The 19331-nt window shown below is 65.5% G+C and carries 17 protein-coding genes; all 17 read left to right on the top strand.

Features of this window, described 5'->3' with window-relative positions:
• On the top strand, positions 1–1332 hold a 1332-nt coding region (gene dxs / locus AC1DSD_RS12575), incomplete at its 5' end, for a 1-deoxy-D-xylulose-5-phosphate synthase (protein WP_478030457.1).
• An 8-nt stretch (positions 1333–1340) separates the two neighbouring features.
• Positions 1341–1781, top strand: a complete 441-nt coding sequence (locus AC1DSD_RS12570) for a DUF2141 domain-containing protein (RefSeq protein WP_478030456.1) — start codon at positions 1341–1343, stop codon at positions 1779–1781.
• On the top strand, positions 1781–4375 hold the full coding sequence (hpnN, locus tag AC1DSD_RS12565) for a hopanoid transporter HpnN (RefSeq protein ID WP_478030478.1): 2595 nt from the start codon (positions 1781–1783) through the stop codon (positions 4373–4375). Before AC1DSD_RS12570 ends, hpnN begins: the two co-directional genes overlap by 1 nt.
• Positions 4376–4621: 246 nt before the next feature.
• The gene (locus tag AC1DSD_RS12560) at positions 4622–5638 is read left to right on the top strand and encodes a zinc-dependent alcohol dehydrogenase family protein (RefSeq protein ID WP_478030454.1); all 1017 of its coding nucleotides are present in this window, start codon (positions 4622–4624) and stop codon (positions 5636–5638) included.
• Between the two features lie 49 nt (positions 5639–5687).
• On the top strand, positions 5688–6575 hold the full coding sequence (locus AC1DSD_RS12555) for an MBL fold metallo-hydrolase (RefSeq protein ID WP_478030453.1): 888 nt from the start codon (positions 5688–5690) through the stop codon (positions 6573–6575).
• A 194-nt stretch (positions 6576–6769) separates the two neighbouring features.
• Positions 6770–7327 (top strand): VOC family protein, encoded by a 558-nt coding sequence (locus AC1DSD_RS12550; protein WP_478030452.1) that lies wholly within the window; start codon positions 6770–6772, stop codon positions 7325–7327.
• Between the two features lie 113 nt (positions 7328–7440).
• Positions 7441–8694 (top strand): MFS transporter, encoded by a 1254-nt coding sequence (locus tag AC1DSD_RS12545; protein WP_478030451.1) that lies wholly within the window; start codon positions 7441–7443, stop codon positions 8692–8694.
• Entirely contained in the window at positions 8691–9626 is a 936-nt protein-coding gene (locus tag AC1DSD_RS12540; RefSeq protein WP_478030450.1) for a helix-turn-helix domain-containing protein, read from the top strand. Before AC1DSD_RS12545 ends, AC1DSD_RS12540 begins: the two co-directional genes overlap by 4 nt.
• A 119-nt stretch (positions 9627–9745) precedes the next feature.
• Positions 9746–12325, top strand: a complete 2580-nt coding sequence (locus tag AC1DSD_RS12535; RefSeq protein ID WP_478030448.1) for a TonB-dependent receptor — start codon at positions 9746–9748, stop codon at positions 12323–12325.
• Between the two features lie 61 nt (positions 12326–12386).
• Complete coding sequence (locus AC1DSD_RS12530) at positions 12387–13289, top strand: alpha/beta hydrolase (RefSeq protein ID WP_478030447.1); 903 nt, start codon at positions 12387–12389, stop codon at positions 13287–13289.
• Positions 13286–14896, top strand: coding sequence for a flavin-containing monooxygenase (locus AC1DSD_RS12525; RefSeq protein WP_478030446.1), 1611 nt, complete (start codon positions 13286–13288; stop codon positions 14894–14896). The genes AC1DSD_RS12530 and AC1DSD_RS12525 overlap by 4 nt, the downstream gene beginning before the upstream one ends.
• Positions 14893–15678 carry an SDR family oxidoreductase gene (locus AC1DSD_RS12520; protein WP_478030444.1) on the top strand — a complete coding sequence of 262 codons (786 nt, stop codon included), beginning with the start codon at positions 14893–14895 and terminating at the stop codon, positions 15676–15678. Before AC1DSD_RS12525 ends, AC1DSD_RS12520 begins: the two co-directional genes overlap by 4 nt.
• Positions 15679–15696: 18 nt before the next feature.
• Positions 15697–16230, top strand: a complete 534-nt coding sequence (locus AC1DSD_RS12515) for a 2,4'-dihydroxyacetophenone dioxygenase family protein (protein ID WP_478030443.1) — start codon at positions 15697–15699, stop codon at positions 16228–16230.
• A gap of 13 nt (positions 16231–16243) precedes the next feature.
• Entirely contained in the window at positions 16244–16780 is a 537-nt protein-coding gene (locus AC1DSD_RS12510; protein WP_478030441.1) for a 2,4'-dihydroxyacetophenone dioxygenase family protein, read from the top strand.
• A 12-nt stretch (positions 16781–16792) separates the two neighbouring features.
• Complete coding sequence (locus AC1DSD_RS12505; RefSeq protein ID WP_478030439.1) at positions 16793–17326, top strand: 2,4'-dihydroxyacetophenone dioxygenase family protein; 534 nt, start codon at positions 16793–16795, stop codon at positions 17324–17326.
• 7 nt (positions 17327–17333) lie between these two features.
• The gene (locus tag AC1DSD_RS12500) at positions 17334–18182 is read left to right on the top strand and encodes an SDR family NAD(P)-dependent oxidoreductase (RefSeq protein ID WP_478030437.1); all 849 of its coding nucleotides are present in this window, start codon (positions 17334–17336) and stop codon (positions 18180–18182) included.
• Between the two features lie 26 nt (positions 18183–18208).
• Positions 18209–19330, top strand: coding sequence for an NAD(P)-dependent alcohol dehydrogenase (locus AC1DSD_RS12495; protein WP_478030436.1), 1122 nt, complete (start codon positions 18209–18211; stop codon positions 19328–19330).
• The last annotated feature ends 1 nt before the right edge of the window (position 19331 follow it).

Here is a 19331-nt window from a genome sequence, read left to right as displayed (position 1 = left end):
AGTTCGAGCGAATATCTGGGCTTGCGGAGCCTGGCCAAGCGGATCACCGCCAAGGTGTCGCGTCGGGTCCACAATGCCGCGCAAAAGGCCGAGGAACTGACCCGCGGCTGGGTCACCGGCGGCACGTTGTTCGAGGAACTCGGCTTCTATTATGTCGGGCCGATCGACGGGCACAATCTCGACCATCTGATCCCGGTGCTGGAGAATGTCCGCGACAGCGAGCACGGCCCGATCCTGGTCCATGTCGTGACCAAGAAGGGCAAGGGCTATGGCCCGGCCGAGGCAGCGGCGGACAAATATCATGGTGTCCAGAAGTTCGACGTGATCACCGGCGCCCAGGCCAAGGCACCGCCGGGGCCGCCAGCCTATCAGAACGTCTTCGCCGACCAGTTGATCAAGGATGCGCAGCGCGATCCGACCATCGTCGCGATCACCGCCGCCATGCCGTCTGGTACGGGGATCGACCGCTTCGCTAAGGCGTTCCCTGACCGCACCTTCGATGTCGGCATCGCCGAACAGCATGCGGTGACCTTTGCCGCCGGCCTTGCCGCACAAGGCATGCGACCATTCTGCGCGATCTATTCGACGTTCCTGCAGCGGGCGTACGATCAGGTCGTCCATGACGTCGCGATCCAGAACCTGCCGGTGCGCTTCGCGATCGACCGCGCCGGCCTGGTCGGGGCCGATGGCGCGACCCATGCCGGCAGCTTCGATGTCACCTATCTGGCGACGCTCCCCAACTTCGTCGTGATGGCGGCGGCCGACGAGGCCGAGTTGGTGCACATGACGCATACCGCTTCGCTCCACGACAGCGGACCGATCGCGGTGCGCTATCCGCGCGGCAACGGAGTTGGTGTCGCGCTCCCCGAGACGCCCGAGCGGCTCGAGATCGGCAAGGGYCGSATCGTCCGCGAAGGCAAGAAGGTAGCGATATTGTCGCTCGGCACGCGCTTGCAGGAAGCCTTGAAGGCAGCCGATGCGCTCGATGCCAAGGGACTGTCGACCACGGTCGCCGACCTGCGCTTCGCCAAGCCGCTCGACGAGGAACTGATCCGCCGGCTGCTCACCACGCACGAAGTCGCGGTGACGATCGAGGAAGGGTCGATCGGCGGACTTGGCGCCCAYGTGCTGACGATGGCGAGCGATAGCGGGCTGATCGATGGCGGCCTCAAGCTGCGCACCATGCGGCTGCCCGACCTCTTCCAGGACCAGGACAAGCCCGAGCTGCAATATGCCCAGGCCGGGCTCGATGCCGACGCCATCGTCGACACCGTGCTCAAAGCGCTGCGCTATAACGATGCGAGCGCGATTGCGGAGTGCCAGCGCATATGAGGCGATCGGTGTTGGTTTTCCCCGCATTGTTGTTCTTGCCGGCGGCAGTGGCGCCCCCGCATGGCGTCCTGACGATCGATGTCGGCAATGTCCGCATCGCCAAGGGCAATGTTCATGTCGACGTCTGTCCCGAGGCGCAATTCCTCAAGGATAATTGTCCTTGGGCGGCGAATGCGCGGGCTAGCCTGGGCGACACTCGCGTGACGGTCGCCAACCTGCCGGCGGGGCGCTACGCGGTGCAGGCCTTTCTCGACGAGAACGGCAATGGCGAGGTCGATCGGGCATTGTTCGGCATCCCGAAGGAGGGCGTCGGATTCTCGAACGATGCCAAGATCCGCCTCGGCCCGCCCAAATTCGCCGAAGCGGTGTTCGCATTCGACGGCAATGCCCGGACTATCCGATTGAACCTGCGCTATTTCATGGGCGCCAAAGGTCCGTCGGCGCGCTGATCGTGCGGTCCCCGGTCACGCCAATCGTCGCGGCTAGCGTACGCCGCCCATGGCTGACGGTCATCCTGGTGCTGGTACTCGCCGCGCTGGCGCTGTTGGTCACCGTCGATCGTTTCGCGATGACCACCGACACCGCCGAACTGATCTCTCCCAATGTCGAATGGCGGCAGCGGGAACGGGCGATGGAGCAGGCGTTCCCGCAACTGCGCGACGTGATGCTGGTGATGGTCGACGGCGCCACCCCGGAACTGGCCGAGGACGGCGCGGCTCGGCTCGCGGCTCGATTGGCATCCGACAAGGCGCATTTCCGGCTGGTCACTCGGCCCGACGGCGGCGATTTCCTGGGGCGCGAAGGCCTGTTGTTCGGCTCAGAACAGGATGTGCGCGATACCAGTGCCGCGCTGGTCGAAGCGCAGCCGATGCTCGGGCCGCTTGCCGCTGACCCCAGCCTGCGCGGCGTAGCCGGCGCCTTGTCGACTATCGCCGACGGAGTCGAAGCGGGCCAGGTCACGTTCGACCGGATCGACAAGCCCGTCCGTGCGCTCGGGGATGCCGCCGACGGCGTGCTGGCCGGCAAGCCGAAGCCGTTTTCCTGGCAGAAGCTGTTCGCGAGCGGCAAGGGGGCATTGGCGCCGCCGACGCGACGGCTGATCCTCGCCCAGCCGGTATTGGATCATAGCGCGCTGATGTCGGGCGAGGCGGCGAGCGATGCGGTCCGGACGGCCGCCGCCGCGCTCGGGCTCGATGCCGCGCATGGCGTAAAGGTGCAGCTGACCGGCGAGGTGCCGCTGGCCGACGAGGAATTCGGTACGCTCCAGGAGAATATCGGCCTGGTCGGACTGGTGATGCTCGCGGCGATGCTGCTCACCTTGTGGTTCGCGACACGGTCCGCGCGCCTGGTCGCCGCGATCCTGGCGACGATCGTGCTCGGCCTGCTCGTCACCATGGCGGCGGGGCTGGTCGCGGTCGGCCGCTTCAATCTGATCTCGATCGCGTTCATTCCGCTGTTCGTCGGGCTGGGAGTGGATTTCGGTATCCAGATCTGCGTCCGCTACAATGCCGAGCGTGCGGTCGGCGCCCCGTCCGATGCGGCGCTTCGCCAGGCCGCGATCGCGCTCGGCGCTCCGCTCACGCTGGCGGCGGGCGCGATCTTCCTAGGCTTCGGCGCGTTCCTGCCGACCGCTTATATCGGTATCGCCGAACTGGGCGTGATCGCCGGGCTGGGCATGATCGTCGCGCTGGCGCTGAGCGTCACCTTGCTGCCGGCGTTGGTAATGCTGTTCCGTCCCGGACAACCGCGCGGCGACGTCGGATTCGCCATGCTCGCGCCGGTCGACCGGTGGCTGGAACGCAAGCGCGCCATGGTGCTGTGGGGATTCGCGATCGCGCTCGTCGCCAGCATCGCCATCCTTCCCTGGGTGAGCTTCGACTTCAACCCGCTACACCTGCGCAATCCCGACGCACCGGCAATGCGGGCCTTGGCCGATTTGACGCGCGATCCCGACCGTACGCCCAACACGATCGACGTCCTCGCCGCCAATCCGGCCGAAGCTCGATCGATCGCCGGAAAGCTCGCGCGGCTGCCCGAGGTTGCGCGGGTGATCTCGCTCGGCAGCTTCGTGCCCGAAGACCAGCAGGCGAAGCTGTCGATCATCCAGGACGCGGCCTTGTTGCTCGATGTGACGATCAATCCGCTCGATATCGCACCACCGCCGACGGATGCCGACCTGGTCGCCTCGCTATCGCAAAGTGCTGCTAAGCTGCGCGCGGTCGCCGGAGAGGGGAAGCAACCCGGCGCGCGCGACGTCCGGCGGCTTGCGATGCTGTTCGACCGGTTGGCCAGAAGCTCGCCTCAAAAACGCACCGCGATGAATGCAGCGGTGTCCCGGCCGCTCGGCGTGATGCTAGCCCAGGTCCGGCTTGCCTTGCAGGCGGCGCCCGTCACCCGCGCCGATCTCCCGGCCGAGCTGGCTCGCGACTGGGTCACGCCCGACGGGCGGGTGCGGCTCCAGGTCTTTCCCAGCGGCAATAGCAACGACAATGGCGTGATCCGCCGCTTCCGGGCCGCCGTTGCCGGTGTGACGCCAGCGATATCCGGCTTGCCGGTCGCGACCCAGGCCGCGGCCAACACCGTGGCCGGCGCCTTCGTCCAGGCTGGTATTCTTGCCTTCCTGCTGGTGAGCGCATTGCTGTTCGTGGTGCTCCGCAACGTGCGCGAGGTGGCGTTCACGCTAGCGCCGGTCGTGCTGTCGATCTTCCTGACCTTGGGTAGTTGCGTGCTGATCGGCCAGCCGATCAACTTCGCGAACATCATCGCTTTCCCGTTATTGTTCGGCGTGGGCGTCGCTTTCCACATCTATTTCGTGATGGCGTGGCGGGCGGGGGCAACGGGGCTGCTCCAGTCGAGCCTGGCCCGCGCGGTCATGTTCAGCGCGCTCGCCACCGGCACCGCGTTCGGCAGCCTCTGGCTGTCGCATCATCCCGGCACGGCTAGTATGGGCGAGATTCTGATGATCTCGTTGATCTGGACGCTGATCTGCGCCCTGATCTTCGAGCCCGCGCTGCTAGGACCGCCGAGGCGCGAGCGGACGTAGGTGTAGCTGGGCGATTTTTCCGCAGTGGCTCCCGTTCGTGGAAGAAATTCGAAATTCGCCACGGGAGAACTCGAAGGAAATCGGCTTGTTGCTGGCTAGGCATCGGCTCCCAACGGAATGGGCCGCTTTCGATTTGTATCTCATATCAAGGCGCTAGCGTCGGCGTGCCAGGGATGCGATGTTAATTGCTTGCCTATCATACAATCCGGCGACAGTTTGTCAGGCGTACAAACCAGGAGAGGCGCTATGAAGTCATGGCGATTGGCCGCCGGCGCGAGCTCGCTTGACGACCTGACGATGATCGAGGCGGCCAAGCCCGAGCCGGGGCCGGGCGAAGTGCTGATCCGCGTCCGCGCCTGCTCGCTCAACTATCGCGATCAGATGATCGTGAAAGGCCAGTATTTCGGCGGGACGATCGCGCAGGATCTGACCCCGCTGTCGGACGGTGTCGGCACGGTGGAAGCGGTGGGTGAGGGCGTCACCGGCTACCAGCCCGGCGATCGTGTCGCGGGCACATTCTTTCAGAACTGGCTGGCCGGGCCGCCCAACCCTGCCCCCGGCGTCGCGCTCGGCGCACCGCCCGCCAAGGGCATGCTCAGCGAATATGTCACCTTGCCCGAACGCGGCGTGGTGCGGCTCGCCGAAAGCCTGTCGTTCGAACAAGCGGCGACCTTGCCTTGCGCTGGCGTGACGGCGTGGAACGCGCTGATGGAAGGGCGGCATGCGGTGGGGCCGGGGCGCAGCGTGCTGGTGCTGGGCACTGGCGGTGTCTCGCTGCTTGCGTTGGCGCTTGCCAAGGCGGCGGGTGCCCGGGTCATCGCCACCTCGTCGTCGGACGAGAAGCTGGCGCGCATCCGCGCGCTCGGCGCCGACGAGACGATCAATTACCGGACCACGCCCGACTGGGGCGCGGTGGCGGCAGGGCTGGCGGGTAGCGGAGCCGATCATGTCGTCGAGGTCGGCGGCGCCGGAACGCTGCAGCAATCGATGGCCGCGGTGGGCTACAACGGTGAGGTCGCGCTGATCGGCGTGCTGACGCGCCAGGGCGAGACCGCGCCGCACGCGTTGATGCTGAAGGGGGCGAGCCTGCGCGGGATCTTCGTCGGGTCGGCGGCGATGGCGACTGCCCTCAACCGCGCAATCGACGCGACCGGCATCGAGCCTGCCATTGACCGCGTCTTCGCCTTCGACGAGGCGCGGCAGGCATATGAATATCAGTCCTCACCGGACTTGTTCGGGAAGGTGGTGATCCGCGTCGACTGAGCCGCGTCGAACGCGGCGGCGGGCGCCGTATCAAGAACGGAGGATGCAGATGCGCTTTATCCTGAATGCCTTTGCCGCGTTTTTCATACTCGCTGCCTGTTCGGCGACGGCTCAGGAAAAGCCGCTGCGAGTGGAAGTGCTGCGGTCGAGCGAAGGGTCGCTGTACGCCAATTCCACCCTGATCATCGGCGACAAGGATGCCGTGCTGGTCGACCCTCCGTTTACGCGGGCGGATGCCTATCGGCTCGCCGCGATGGTGCTCGAAAGCGGCAAGCGCCTGACCTATGTCTTCGTGACCCACGACCATCCGGACCATTTCTTTTCGACGGAAGTGATCCAGGACATTTTCCCCGAAGCCAAGATTGTGGCCAATCCGGTCGTCGTGGCGGATATCTGGCGTTCGCTTCCCTACAAGGTAAAGCGCTGGGGCCCGGTGCTGGGCCGCAACGGGCCCGTCCACCCGTCGGCGCCGTCAGCGCTCGATGGCGATACGATCATGCTCGAAGGGCGTGAGATCAAGGTTCTCGGCCCGATGGAGGGCGATCACGTTCACGCGACCGCCTTATGGGTGCCGTCGATCAGGGCCCTGGTGGCAGGCGACCTGATTTTCAACCAGGTCTTCCCATGGCTCGCCGAACATCGCGCGGCGAACGTGGCGGCCTGGTCGGCATCGTTGGACCGGCTCGCCGAACTGGATCCGCTGACCGTCGTCCCCGGCCATTCGAAGCCCGGATTGCCCAACGATGCCAGCGGTCTGGGCTTCACCCGCGCCTATCTCACCGCCTGGCCCAAATTGGCGGCCGCGTCGAAGGATTCAAAGGAACTTGAAGCGCGCGTGCGCAAGGCCTTTCCCGACGCGATCGACGTGCTCGGCAATTTCATCCTGACCAATTCGGCACAGGTCGCTAAGGGAGAAGTGGCGCCCTGGACGGAATAGGGAATCCGTCCGGCCCCGTCCAACTTCTTCGCAGCAGTCCAATCCCGCTGCGCGCCAGTCCAAGACCGAATTGGGCGGCCCGTTAGGATGCCCTTCAACGCCATCGCCGTGAATGCGAGGCGACGGAGAGCTGATCGACATGGCCAATCCGCCTTCGCACCGCTTCCATCGACCGATAGCGCGGGTGCCGATCCGTGCCGGGTGATGCGGAAGGGCGCCTGCTCGGCTTCGGCCAGCGCGTCGGGAGCATCACCCAGATGGCCTATGTCGTCCCCGACATGGAGGCGGCGATCGACTGGTGGGTGCGCGACACGCGGACCGGGCCGTGGTTTCTCCTCGAAAGCTTCACGGGCGCCGACCATGTCTATCGCGGCGCGCCGTCGCGGGCCGATGTGCGGATCGCGATGGCCTTTGCCGGCCACATGCAGATCGAGTTGATCCAGCCCAAGGACGATCACCCTTCGGTCTATCGCGAGATGGTCGAGCGGCGCGGCCATGGCTTCCATCATGTCGGGATTGCCTGCGACGACGTCGATGCCGAAATCCCCGCCTACCTGGCGCGTGGTTATTCGCTCGCCTTCACCGCGAGCGTGCCGACCGGCAGCCATGTCGCCTATCTCGACGGCGGCGATACGCATCCGCATTTCGTCGAATTGATCCCCGCGACGCCGGGAATGGACACCGCGTTCACGGCGTTCTGGCGCGCCTCGATCGGCTGGGACGGCAAGGATCCGATCCGGCCATTCGCCTGATCCGACAGGCTTGTGGGAAGAAGAGGGGTATTGTATGCTCTGCGTACAAAAAGAGCGGCCGCTCCGGTTCGTCCGGAAGACGGCGGCACTACAGGGATGGAGAGGAAGGCTTGATGGCTAGCAAGGCCAGCAACCGATCCGGGTCGTACCAGGTGCTGCTGGTCGGGCTGCTCAGCCTGAATTTCGGCATCGTCTTCTTCGATCGCAATTCGCTCAACTTCCTCATGCCGTTCGTCAAACCCGATCTCGGGCTCTCCAACGAGCAGGTGGGAATCTTCCAAAGCGCCTTGTCGTTGACCTGGGCGCTTGCCGCGTTCGGGATCGGCCGGCTGTCCGACCGGACCGGCAACCGCAAGCTGCTGCTGGTGCTCTCGACGCTGATCTTTTCGGTCTGCTCGTTCCTGACCGGGCTTGCGCAGGGCTTTGCGCTGCTGCTCGGCGCGCGGCTGTTGATGGGCGCGGCGGAAGGCGGGGTGATGCCGATCAGCCATGCCATGGTGGCGAGCGAGGTGTCTCCGGCGCGGCGCGGCCTCGCACAGGGCATCGCGCAGAATTTCGGGTCGAATCTGCTCGGCTCGTTCGTCGCACCGGTGTTGCTGGTATCGTTCGCGGCCGCCTTCGGCTGGCGGCAGGCTTTCTATCTCGCGGGTATCCCGGGCCTGGTCAGCGCGCTGATGATCTGGTTGCTGATCCGCGAGCCGGAGGCCCCCGCGCATATCGTGGATGACGCCGTCGATAGGGAATCGCTCTGGGCGGTGCTGCGCGAGCGCAACGTATTGTTGTGCTGCCTGCTGTCGGTCATTCTGGTGTCGTATCTGGTCATCTGCTGGGTCTTCATGCCGCTCTACTTGACCGAGGTGCGCGGCTATCCGCCCGAGACGATGCAGTGGCTGATGGGGACGCTCGGCATCTCGGCGACGATCGGCAGCTTTGCGATCTCGGGCCTGTCGGACCGTATCGGGCGCCGTCCGGTGATGATCGCGATGCCGTTGATCGGGGTTATCCTGCCCCTGGGCGCGATGTTCTTTGCCGGATCGCCCTGGCTCCTGGCAATATTCTTCTTCTTCGGCTGGGGCCTCAACGGCATCTTCCCCTTGTTCATGGCGACGGTGCCGTCGGAAAGCGTGGACCCGCGCCGCGTTGCGACGGCGCTCGGGCTGAGCATGGGATCGGGCGAGGTGCTGGGCGGTGTGCTGGCGCCCTGGATTGCGGGGCGCTCGGCCGACGCGACCAGCCTGGCCGCGCCGCTCTGGATCATGCTCGGGCTGACGATCGTGGCCGGCATCATCGCGATGGGGCTGCGCGAGACGGCGCCGCGGATCGTCGCCGGACGGCGCGGCTCGGAGTTGCGGGAGGCAGCGATATGAACGCGGTTCAGAAATACGAGACGCTCAGCCTGGCGCCGGCCGAGCGCCTCCCGTTCTGGAACGACGTCGTCGATCGGGTCTATACGGGGACCTGGGTCAACACCGCCAAGATGGACTTCGTCGCCGAGATGTGGCGATGGAAAGTCGGCGATCTCGACATGATCCGCCCGCGGTCGGATCCCGCGCAGGTCGGGCGCGCGGCGGATCGCGCGGTCGACGAGGAGCAGATCGTTCTTCACCTGCAGCGACGCGGCATCAGCAACCACCGCCAGGATCGCCGCGAAGCGTCGCTGGCGCCCGGCGATTTCATCCTGATGTCGACCGATCGGCCCTATAAGATCGATCTCCCGCACACGCATGAGCTGATGGTGGTGCAATTTCCGCGGCGGCTGATCGAGCACAAGATCCGCCGGCTCGACGACCGGCTCGGTACCGCCATTTCGGGCGCTTGCGCTGGCGGCCGGGTCTTCCACGATTTCCTGCTGTCATTGTGGCATCAGGGTGACCAGAGCCATGCCGATCCCGATTGGCAGGCCGGCGTTGCGTCGGTCTTCGCGGATCTTGTCGCGCTTGCCGTCAACGTCGCGCCGACGGCGCCGCCGGCGCCGGGGGCGAGCCGGACGCGCGAACGCGTCCTCGCCTTGGTCAATGCCCGGCTCGGCGACCCCGATCTCCGCACCGCGAGCATCGCCGGCGAATTGGGGATCAGCGCGCGCACGGTCCAGAACGTCTTCGCCACGATGGGGACGACGCCAGTCGGCCATGTCATCGAACAGCGTCTGGAGCGCGCCGCGGAAATGCTGGTCAGCAACCCGGCGACCAGCGTGACCGAGATCGCCTTCGACCTGGGGTTCAACGACAGTGCCTATTTCGCGCGCTGTTTTCGCCAGCGTTTCGGGAGAACGCCCAGCGCCTATCGCACGGGCCGCTGAATTTCGCGTCAGTCCGGCCCCGTTGCGCGTCAGTGCAAGACGGGATCGGGTCGCTTCCCCTAGACTCGCCCACACCTGGACCATCGCGACGAACGCGAGGCCAAAGGGGAGGATTCGATATGGGCAAGCCGCGTATCACCGTTTCATTGAGTGCTCTGGCCGTTGCGTTGCTGATACCGGCCGCGGCGCAGGCGCAGGACGCACCGACCCCGGCGCCGGCCGCCAACGGGCAAACCGCACCGGCCGATAATGGCGGGATTCCCGACATCGTCGTCACCGCGCAACGCCGGTCGGAAAATATCCAGACCGTGCCGATCGCGATCAGCGCCTTCACCAACGAGGCGTTGCAGGAGCGCGCCATCGGCGACGTTTCGGCTCTGTCCGGGATCACGCCCAACGTCACGCTCGACGCGTCGACTCCCTTCTCGGGTTCCTCCGCCGTGCTCGGCGCGACGATCCGCGGCATCGGCGCCAGCGACTTCGCCTTCAACATCGATCCCGCGGTCGGCGTCTATCTCGACGGCGTCTATCTTGGCCGGTCGATCGGCGCCAACCAGGACCTGCTCGACGTCGAGCGGATCGAAGTGCTGAAGGGGCCGCAGGGTACCTTGTTCGGCCGCAACACGATCGGCGGCGCGATCTCGATCGTCACCACCACGCCGGGCGATACGTTCAAGGCCAAGGGCGACATCACTGGCGGCAGCTACAACCGGCTACAGGCGCGCGGTGTCGTGGAAATCCCGCTGGCAAAGGGGTTGAGCTCCTCGCTCGCGTTCGGCATCCTCAGTCGCGAGGGATATCAGCGGCGCATTCCCTATCCCGGCACGCCGAGTGCGACCGATTCCTTCACCCGTTTTGTCGCGGCGGACTATGAGACGCGCAATCGCCAGGGCGGGGATAATAGCTGGAACCTCCGCGGCAAGTTGCACTGGGACAATGGGAGCGGCATCCGCGCGACGCTGACCGGCGACTATACTAATATCGACCAGGAATCGACCGCCAACACCGTGCTCGCGGTCACGCCGATCCCCGGTCCGTTCGGCGGCGTGGCGGCAAACAACATCCCCGGCACCGCGCTCGACGTGGTGACCGGCAGTTCGGGCTTCCTGTTCGCCGGCCTGTACAATTTCTGTATTGGCGCGACGCCGGCGCAGATCGCGGCGCGCAACGCGCAGAATCTGTGCGGACCGCGCTCGAGCGTGAACGGGTACAATACGCTGCCCGGTCTGGGCAGCGTCAACGTCGATGCCAATCCCAATAACGACCTGCTGCCGTACGACAGCCGCTGGGTGAATACCGATATCGACACGACTTATGCCAACGGCAACAATTTCTCGCGTTTGAAGCAGGGTGGCGCCGCGCTCGCGCTCGAATTCGACGTGGCGGACAAGATGCTGATCAAGTCGATCTCATCCTATCGCAAGATCAATTTCGCGGCCGGCGTCGACCTCGATAATTCGCCGCTGCCGATCCTGCAGACCAGCTTCAAGGTCAACCAGTACCAGCTCAGCCAGGAGCTCCAATTCTCCGGCAGCCTGCTCGACGACAAATTGAAGTTCGTCCTCGGTGGCTATGCTTTCAAGGAGAAAGGCACGCTCAACGACTATGTGACCTTCTCGGCCGGACTGCTCCAGGTCGACGGGCCGGGCAAGGTCGATACCACTGCTTATGCCGGGTTCGGCCAGATCGACTGGCGTATCACCAAGCTGTTCGGCGTGACCTTCGGCGGTCGCTACACGTCGGAGGACAAAACCTATGACGGCATGCAGTCCGACGTGAACGGCTTCAATTACAAGCTGTTCAACTGCACCCCGCCGAGCGCCGCCTGCGCCGCGGCGTTGGGTTTCCCGTTCCCCGACCAGCCGTTCCGTTACTATCCGGGCTCGCCAAACACGCAGAAGTTCAACAACTTCTCGTTCAAGGCCGGGGCGCAATTCTATCCGACCGACGACGTCATGGCCTATGGCTCTTTCTCGCAGGGCTACAAGACCGGCGGCTGGACGACGCGCCTGTCGAACCCGCTGCCGGTCGCGCCGACCTTCGGCGAGGAGAAAGCGGAAACTTATGAGATCGGCATCAAGTCGACCCTGCTCGACCGCAAGCTGCAGCTGAACCTCGCGGCCTTCACGACCAAGTACAAGGGTATCCAGCTCAACTTCCAGCAGGGCGTCTCCCCGACCATCCAGAATGCTGGTGACGCCCGCATCAAGGGCGTCGAACTCGAAGCGGTCGTGGCCCCGGTCAAGGGGTTCACGATTAATGGCTCGATCGGCTATCTCGATGCCTATTACACCACGGTGCTGGCCCCGGCGCAGGTCGCGCCGAACCCGTTCCAGGAAGGCGTCGGCGTGGGCTCGGCGTTGCCCAAGGCGCCGCATTGGAAGATCAATCTGTCGCCGCGGCTCGAACTGCCGGTGGGTAACGGGTCGGTCGTGCTGCTCGGCGACTGGACGCATACGACCGGCATGCGCAACGACACCGAGGGCACCTTCCTGCTGATGCGGCCGGTGACCGACATCGTCAACGCCAGCCTGACCTACAATGCGCCGAGCAAGAACTGGAACCTGACGGTCGGCGGCACCAACCTGACCAACGACCGCTACCTGGTGACCGGCCAGGCGCAGATCGCCGGCGGCCAAATCTACGGCACCTATAGTCGTCCGGCCGAATGGTACGTGCGGGTCGGCTTCAATTTCTGACGCGCCTCGGGGCGGCGCCCGCGCCGCCCCGCTTTTCCAGTCCAGAAAACAGAGAACGACATTGCCCAGCGACGCCCTTGCCCAGATCATCGAGACGATGCGTCAGGGCGGTCCCGATCTATCGGCACCGCCCGAACAGGCGCGCGCCGCATTCGATGCGATGGTCGGGGCGATGCCCGCGCCACCCGACGCGGCGTTCGAGCACGACACGCTCGGCGGTATCCCGGCCTTGCGCTACGGTCCCGCCGATCCGTCCGCGCCGACATTGCTGTACCTGCACGGCGGCGGCTATGTCGTCGGCAACGCCTGGGGATATCGCGGTCTGGTCGCGGCGCTCGCCGACGCGTCGGGCATGACTGCCTATGCGATCGATTATCGGCTCGCCCCCGAACACCCGTTCCCTGCCGCGATCGACGATTCCGCGGCGGCATTTCGCGCGTTGCTCGATCAGGGCCATGACCCGGGCAATCTTGTCGTTGCCGGGGATTCGGCGGGTGGCGGGCTGACCGTCGCGACGTTGCTCCGCTTGCGCGATACCGGCGCACCGATGCCGGGGGCCGGATTCCTGATCTCGCCCTGGACGGATCTCGCTTGCAGCGGCGCTAGCATGACCGGCAAGGCCGCCGCCGATCCTGCGCTCACCGAGCTCGGCTTGCGCAGGTTGGCGGCCTATTATCTCGGATCGACCGACCCCGCCGATCCGCTCGCCTCTCCGATCCATGCCGATCTCAGCGGGTTGCCGCCATTATTGGTCCATGTCGGAACGGCGGAGATATTGCTCGACGACGCGGTCCGCCTCGCCGCGTCGGCGGGACGTGACGACGTCGCGCTGACGCTCGACCTCTGGCCGGGGCTGATCCATGTCTGGCACGCCTTCGCGTTCATGCTGCCCGAAGGCGCGGCGGCGGTCGCCGCGGCGGGGGTTTTCCTGCGCGAGCAAGTCGCCGCCAGGCGTGCGACATGAGCTCCGACGCCGCCACGCCGCTTGACGCCCTGATCGTCGGGGCCGGATTTGCCGGCCTCTACATGCTCCATCGCCTTCGCGAGGCCGGCTTTTCGGTTCGCGTCGTCGAAGCGGGGGCGAGCGTCGGCGGCACCTGGTATTGGAACCGCTATCCCGGCGCGCGCTGCGACATTCCAAGCGTCGAATATAGCTATTCCTTTTCGCCGGAGCTGGAACGCGACTGGCGCTGGACGGAGCGTTATGCCGCGCAGCCCGAGATTCTCGCCTATCTCGACCATGTCGCGGATCGTTTCGATCTTCGTCGCGACATCCGGTTCGACGCGCGCGTTACCCGGGCGACCTGGGACGACCGGACCGCCGTCTGGCACGTCGATATCGATGGCGGCGCGAGGGTCGATGCTCGCCATCTGATCCTCGCAACCGGCGCGCTCTCGGCGCCCAAGACGCCCGATCTGCGGGGGCTCGACCGCTTTGCGGGCGACATTCTCCATACCGCGCGGTGGGATGAGACGGTGCCGTTGGCCGGCCGCCATATCGCGTTGTTCGGCACGGGGTCGTCGGGCATCCAGGTACTGCCTCAGATTGCCGCTCGGGCGGATGCCGTGACCGTGTTTCAGCGCACGCCCAATTTCGCGGTGCCGGCGGGCAATCGTCCGCTCTGCGAGGACGAACGCGCCGCGATCGCGCCGCAATTGCCGCAATTGCGCGCCGCGGCGCGCCAATCGCCGCTCGGCTGGTTCGACGGGCCGGGGCCGGGATCGGCCAAGGCGGATGACGAGGCCGGGCGCGCACGGCGCTTTGCGGACTATTGGGCTGGCGGCACGACCGGGCTGTTGCGCGCCTATCAAGATCTGTTGTTCGACGAGGAATCGAACGCCTACGCCGCCGCTTTCGCGCGCGCCAAGATCGGCGAGCTGGTGAGCGACCCGGAGACGGCGCGCAAGGTCACCCCGACCGGTTACCCGATCGGATCGCGCCGGCTCTGCTCCGAGATCGGCTATTACGACGCGCTCAATCGTCGCAACGTCGCCGTGGTCGACGTGCGCGAGGAACCGGTCGTTGCGGTCACCGATCATGCCATCGTCACCGATCGCGGGACGTATCGGGCAGATGCGATCGTCTTCGCTACGGGGTTCGACGCCTGTATCGGTGCGATCAGGGCGATCGACATTCGCGGCCGCGGCGGCCGGGCGCTAGCCGACGAATGGGCGGACGGGCCGCGCGCACTGCTGGGGCTCGCGGTTGCCGGCTTTCCCAACATGTTCACGATTACCGGGCCGGGCAGCCCATCGGTGCTGAGCAACGTCGTGGTTTCGATCGAGCAGCATGTCGACTGGATCGCCGATTGCCTGATCCATCTGCGCGAACGGGGTATCGCGACGATCGAGGCGGATGCCGATGCCGAGCGCGACTGGATGGAACATGCCGATGCGGTCGCCCACCAGACGCTCTTTCCGCGCGCCGACAGCTGGTATCAGGGCCGCACCCGCGACGGACGGCGTGTGTTCATGCCCTATGTCGGCGGCGTCGGCGCCTATCGCGCAAAATGCGATGAAATAGCCGCAGCGGGCTATGCCGGATTCTCCCTCGAAAAGGTCCCGGCATGAGCTCGCTGGCGGGTAGAGTCGCGCTGATCACCGGGGCAGCCGGCGGGATCGGCGCTGCGACCGTGCGGCGATTGGCGCGCGACGGCGCGACCGTGATACTGACCGATGTCGCGGAAGGATCCGGCAAGGCGCTGGCGGCCGAAACCGGCGGGACATTCCTGCTCCAGGACGTCTCCGATCCCGATGGTTGGCACGGGGTGGTGGACGTCGCGCTCCGGCCGACCGGTCGCATCGACATTTTGGTCAATGCTGCAGGAATAGAGGGCGATCTCGCCCAGGCCGGGCTCGCGACGAGCTATGCCGAGTTCCGCCGTGTCCTGGCGATCAATCTCGACGGCACGTTCCTCGGCTGCACCGCGGTGATGCCGCACATGATCGCGGAAGGCACGGGCGCGATCGTCAACATCGCCTCGATCGTGTCGTTCATGGCGACTCCGTCGGCGCTCGCTTACGGCGTCAGCAAGGCAGGGGTCGAACAACTGACGCGCTCGCTGGCGATCATCGGCGCGGCGGACGGCGGGCGCGTGCGGTGCAATTCGGTCCATCCCGGCGTGATCCGCACACGGATGACCGACAGCATCATCCAGAGCTACGCAGCCAATACCGGCATTTCCGAGGCGGAAGCGGAAGCGGGGATCAATTCGGCAGTGCCGTTCGGCGTGCGCGGCGCGCCCGACGATGTCGCCGGGATGATCGCCTATCTGGTCAGCGACGACGCGACCTATGTCACCGGCGCCTCGTTCCGGGTCGATGGCGGTTGGAGCGTGATCAGTGCCGGATAGCGACAGGGGAGCGTAAAGATGCCCGAACAGGCGCATGCCGAATTCTGGAAGGACTTGAAGCCGGTCGCCAAGGTGTTTCGCGAAGGCGGGCTACCCGAAATCTATGCGTCCAAGATCGCCGAGGGCGACGAACGTTATTGGGTGCCGATCAGCGAGACAGTGTCGTCGAAGCCGGTATGGATCAGCCCGTCGCGCAACATGTGGGCCGACGTACTGATGTCGAAGGCGGCGGGGCTGGTGAACCGGCATTATCACCCGCACCCGATCTGGGCCTACACGATCAGCGGCAAATGGGCCTATCTCGAACATGACTGGACCGCGACCGCGGGGGATTTCGTCTACGAAACCCCCGGCGAGAGCCACACCCTGGTCTGCTACGATCACCCCGATCCGATGAAGGTCTTCTTCGTCGTGTCGGGCCCGCTGATGTGGCTCGACGAGGACGGGAACACCACCGGCCATTACGACGTCTACGACTATATCGCGGCCGCGCGGGCGCACTATGCCGCGGTCGGCATCGGCGCCGATTATGTCGACACATTGATCCGTTGAGAGGAGTATCACCATGAGCGTGATGGAAGCGCCGCCGTCAACCAAGGCGGAAATCGTCAATGTCCCCTTCGCCCACCGCGAGATCGTCGCCCGGTTGAGCCCCGGCGGGCGCTATATCGATGCGCAGAGCGACGTCGACAGCCCCTGGGTGCCGTTCGGCGACAATGCCGCGATCAAGCATCTCGCCTTCGACGTGCGGCAAGGCATCTTCTCGAACATCCTGTGGATCAAGGGGCCAGGGGTGATTGGCACCCACCTGCACCGTGGCACGATCATGATGGTCTGCCTCGAAGGCAGCGTGAAATATCTCGAATATGACTGGGTGGCCTCACCCGGCGGACTGATTCTGGAGGTGCCGGGCGAAAGCCACACGCTGGTCACCGACCATCCCAATGGGGTCAAATTGTTCGGCTGGATGCAGGGGCCGATCGAATTCTACGACGACCAGGCGAACTTCGTCGAAACCACCGACGTCTGGTGGTTCATCAACCACTATGAGACCCACTGCCGCGCCAACGGCATCCCGATCAATCCCAAGCTCTATATCTGAGGAAGCCGTATCATGGGCACCATGACCGCGCCGCCGTCGAGTGCGTACAAGATCGTCGACATCGCGGAGCCATATCTCGACCTGATCCGGCGCAAGGGACAAGAAGGCACCTATGTCGGGTCGTCCGACGTTGAGAGCCCCTGGGTGCCGTTCGGCGACAATGCTGCGATCCGGCACCTCGCCTTCGACGTGCGGCAGAACGTCTATTGCAACATCCTGTGGATCAAATCGCCGGGGGTGATCGGCACCCACAAGCATCGCGGACCCGTCTGGGCGATCGGGCTGGAGGGCAGCTTCCGCTATCTCGAATATGACTGGGTGTGCCGCCCGGGCGATTTCATCACCGAAACGCCCGGCACCGCGCACACGCTGGTCACCGACGATCCCAATGGCATGAAGGCGCTGTTCTGGATGCAGGGTGCGAACGAGTTCTACGATGCCGAGGGTAATCACGTCGAAACGCTCGATGTCTGGTGGTTCATGAACCATTATGAGAGTTACTGCCGCGACCATGGCCTGACGCCCAACCCGCAGCTTTATCTGTGATCCGGCGATGAACACGCTCGACCAGTTCGATATCGCTGGGCGCTCGGCGCTCGTCACCGGGGCGGCATCGGGGCTCGGCCTCGCTTATGCCGAGGTGATGGCCGAGGCGGGCGTGCGGGTGACGCTCGCCGATATCGATGCCGAGGGCGCGGAGCGTGAAGCGGCTCGGCTGCGCGGCGAGGGTTTCGACGCGCGCGCGGTCGCCTGCGACGTCGCCGATCTCGCGCAGGTCGCGGCGGCGTTCGACGGCCATGTTGCTGCTTATGGCGGGTGCGATATCGCCTTCGCCAATGCCGGCTGGGACGCCGGCAACGGGTTCTGGAGTCCGGAGAACAAGCGCAATCCGGAAGGGCAGATCGACGTCTACGATCCCGAACGCTGGTACCGATCGATCGCAATCAACCTGACCGGCGTGTTCCACACCGTGCGCGAGGCGGCGCGGGTGATGAAGGCCAATGCGGCGACCAACGGTCGCCGTGGCGGGTCGATCATCTGCACCTCGTCGAACGCGGCCGAGGTCAATGAGGCGATCGTCGGCGTGCCCTATATGCCCGCCAAGGCCGGCGTGAAGCATTTCATGCGCCACGCGGCCTATGAGCTCGCCGCTTACGGCATCCGCGTCAACGCGATCGCGCCTGGGCCGTTCGTCACCAATATCGGCGGCGGCTGGCTCAAGAAGAACCCCGCGGCACGCAAAGCGTGGGATGAACTGGTCCCGGTCGGCCGCGTTGCCGAAACCTATCAGATCAAGCCGCTGGCATTGCTGCTGGCGTCCGACGCGTCGAGCTACATGACCGGCAGCCACGTGATGATCGATGGCGGGATGCAGCTCGGTCCCGTCAAGCCGCTCGACTGACTGGACCCTTACCGGATGCGACATCGATGACGACACAGGCGAAAGCGGCGATCTGCCGCGGCAAACATGAGCCCTTCGTGATCGAGGAGGTCGAACTCGACGATCTGCGCGCCGACGAGCTGCGCATCCGCATCGTCGCCTGCGGTATTTGCCACACCGACCTCGCGGTGCGCGACGGGCAATTGCCCGTGCCGTTGCCGATCGTGCTGGGGCATGAAGGCGCGGGGATCGTCGAGGCGGTTGGCGACGCGGTCACCGTCGCGCGGCCAGGCGATCGCGTGGTGATGAGCTTCAACAGCTGTGGAGATTGTCCCAGCTGCGCGGTCGACGCGCCGACCTATTGCTACAATTTCTTCCCCAACAACTGGACGGGGACGCGCGCCGACGGAACGCCGACCATGTTCGTGGGCGGCGCACCGATGAACGCCAATTTCTTCGGCCAGTCGAGCTTCGCCACCCATGCCATCGCGCATCAGCGCAACGTCGTGCGCGTGCCCGACAGCGCGGCGCATTTGCCGCTCGAACAACTCGCGCCGATCGGCTGCGGGCTGATGACCGGGGCGGGGGCCGTGCTGCGCAGCATGAAGGTACGCAGCGGCCTGCCGATCGTGGTGTTCGGCACCGGCACGGTCGGGATGGCGGCGATCATGGCGGCAAAGGTGGCGGGCGCCGATCCGATCGTCGCGGTCGACGTCAACGACGAGCGGCTGGCGCTCGCGCGCGAACTTGGCGCGACGCACGCCTTCAACGCGCGCGATGACGCCCCCGCGAAGATCCGCGCCTTGTGCCCGGCGGGAGTCGGCTATGCCTTCGACACCACCGGTATCAAGGCGGTGATCGAGAACGCGTTCGCGCTGCTCGCGCCCAGGGGCGTGCTCGGGATCGTCGGCGCCTCCGATCCGGCCGATATGCTTGTGTTCAACGAAAGCCAGTTCATGGGCGGCGGCCGCACGGTGAAGGGCATCCTGGGCGGCGACAGCGATGTCGGGCCGTTCGTCGCGGAACTGATCGAACTGCACCTTGCGGGACAATTTCCGTTCGAAAAGCTGATCGGCTATTTCGACTTTGCCGAGATCGACCAGGCGATCGCCGCGAGCGAGAGCGGCAGGGTGGTCAAGCCGGTGCTGCGGATGGCGACGGAGACCTAGG

Source organism: Sphingomonas sp. P4_D12 (assembly GCF_056401895.1).
This window is presented reverse-complemented; position numbering and strand designations above follow the sequence as displayed.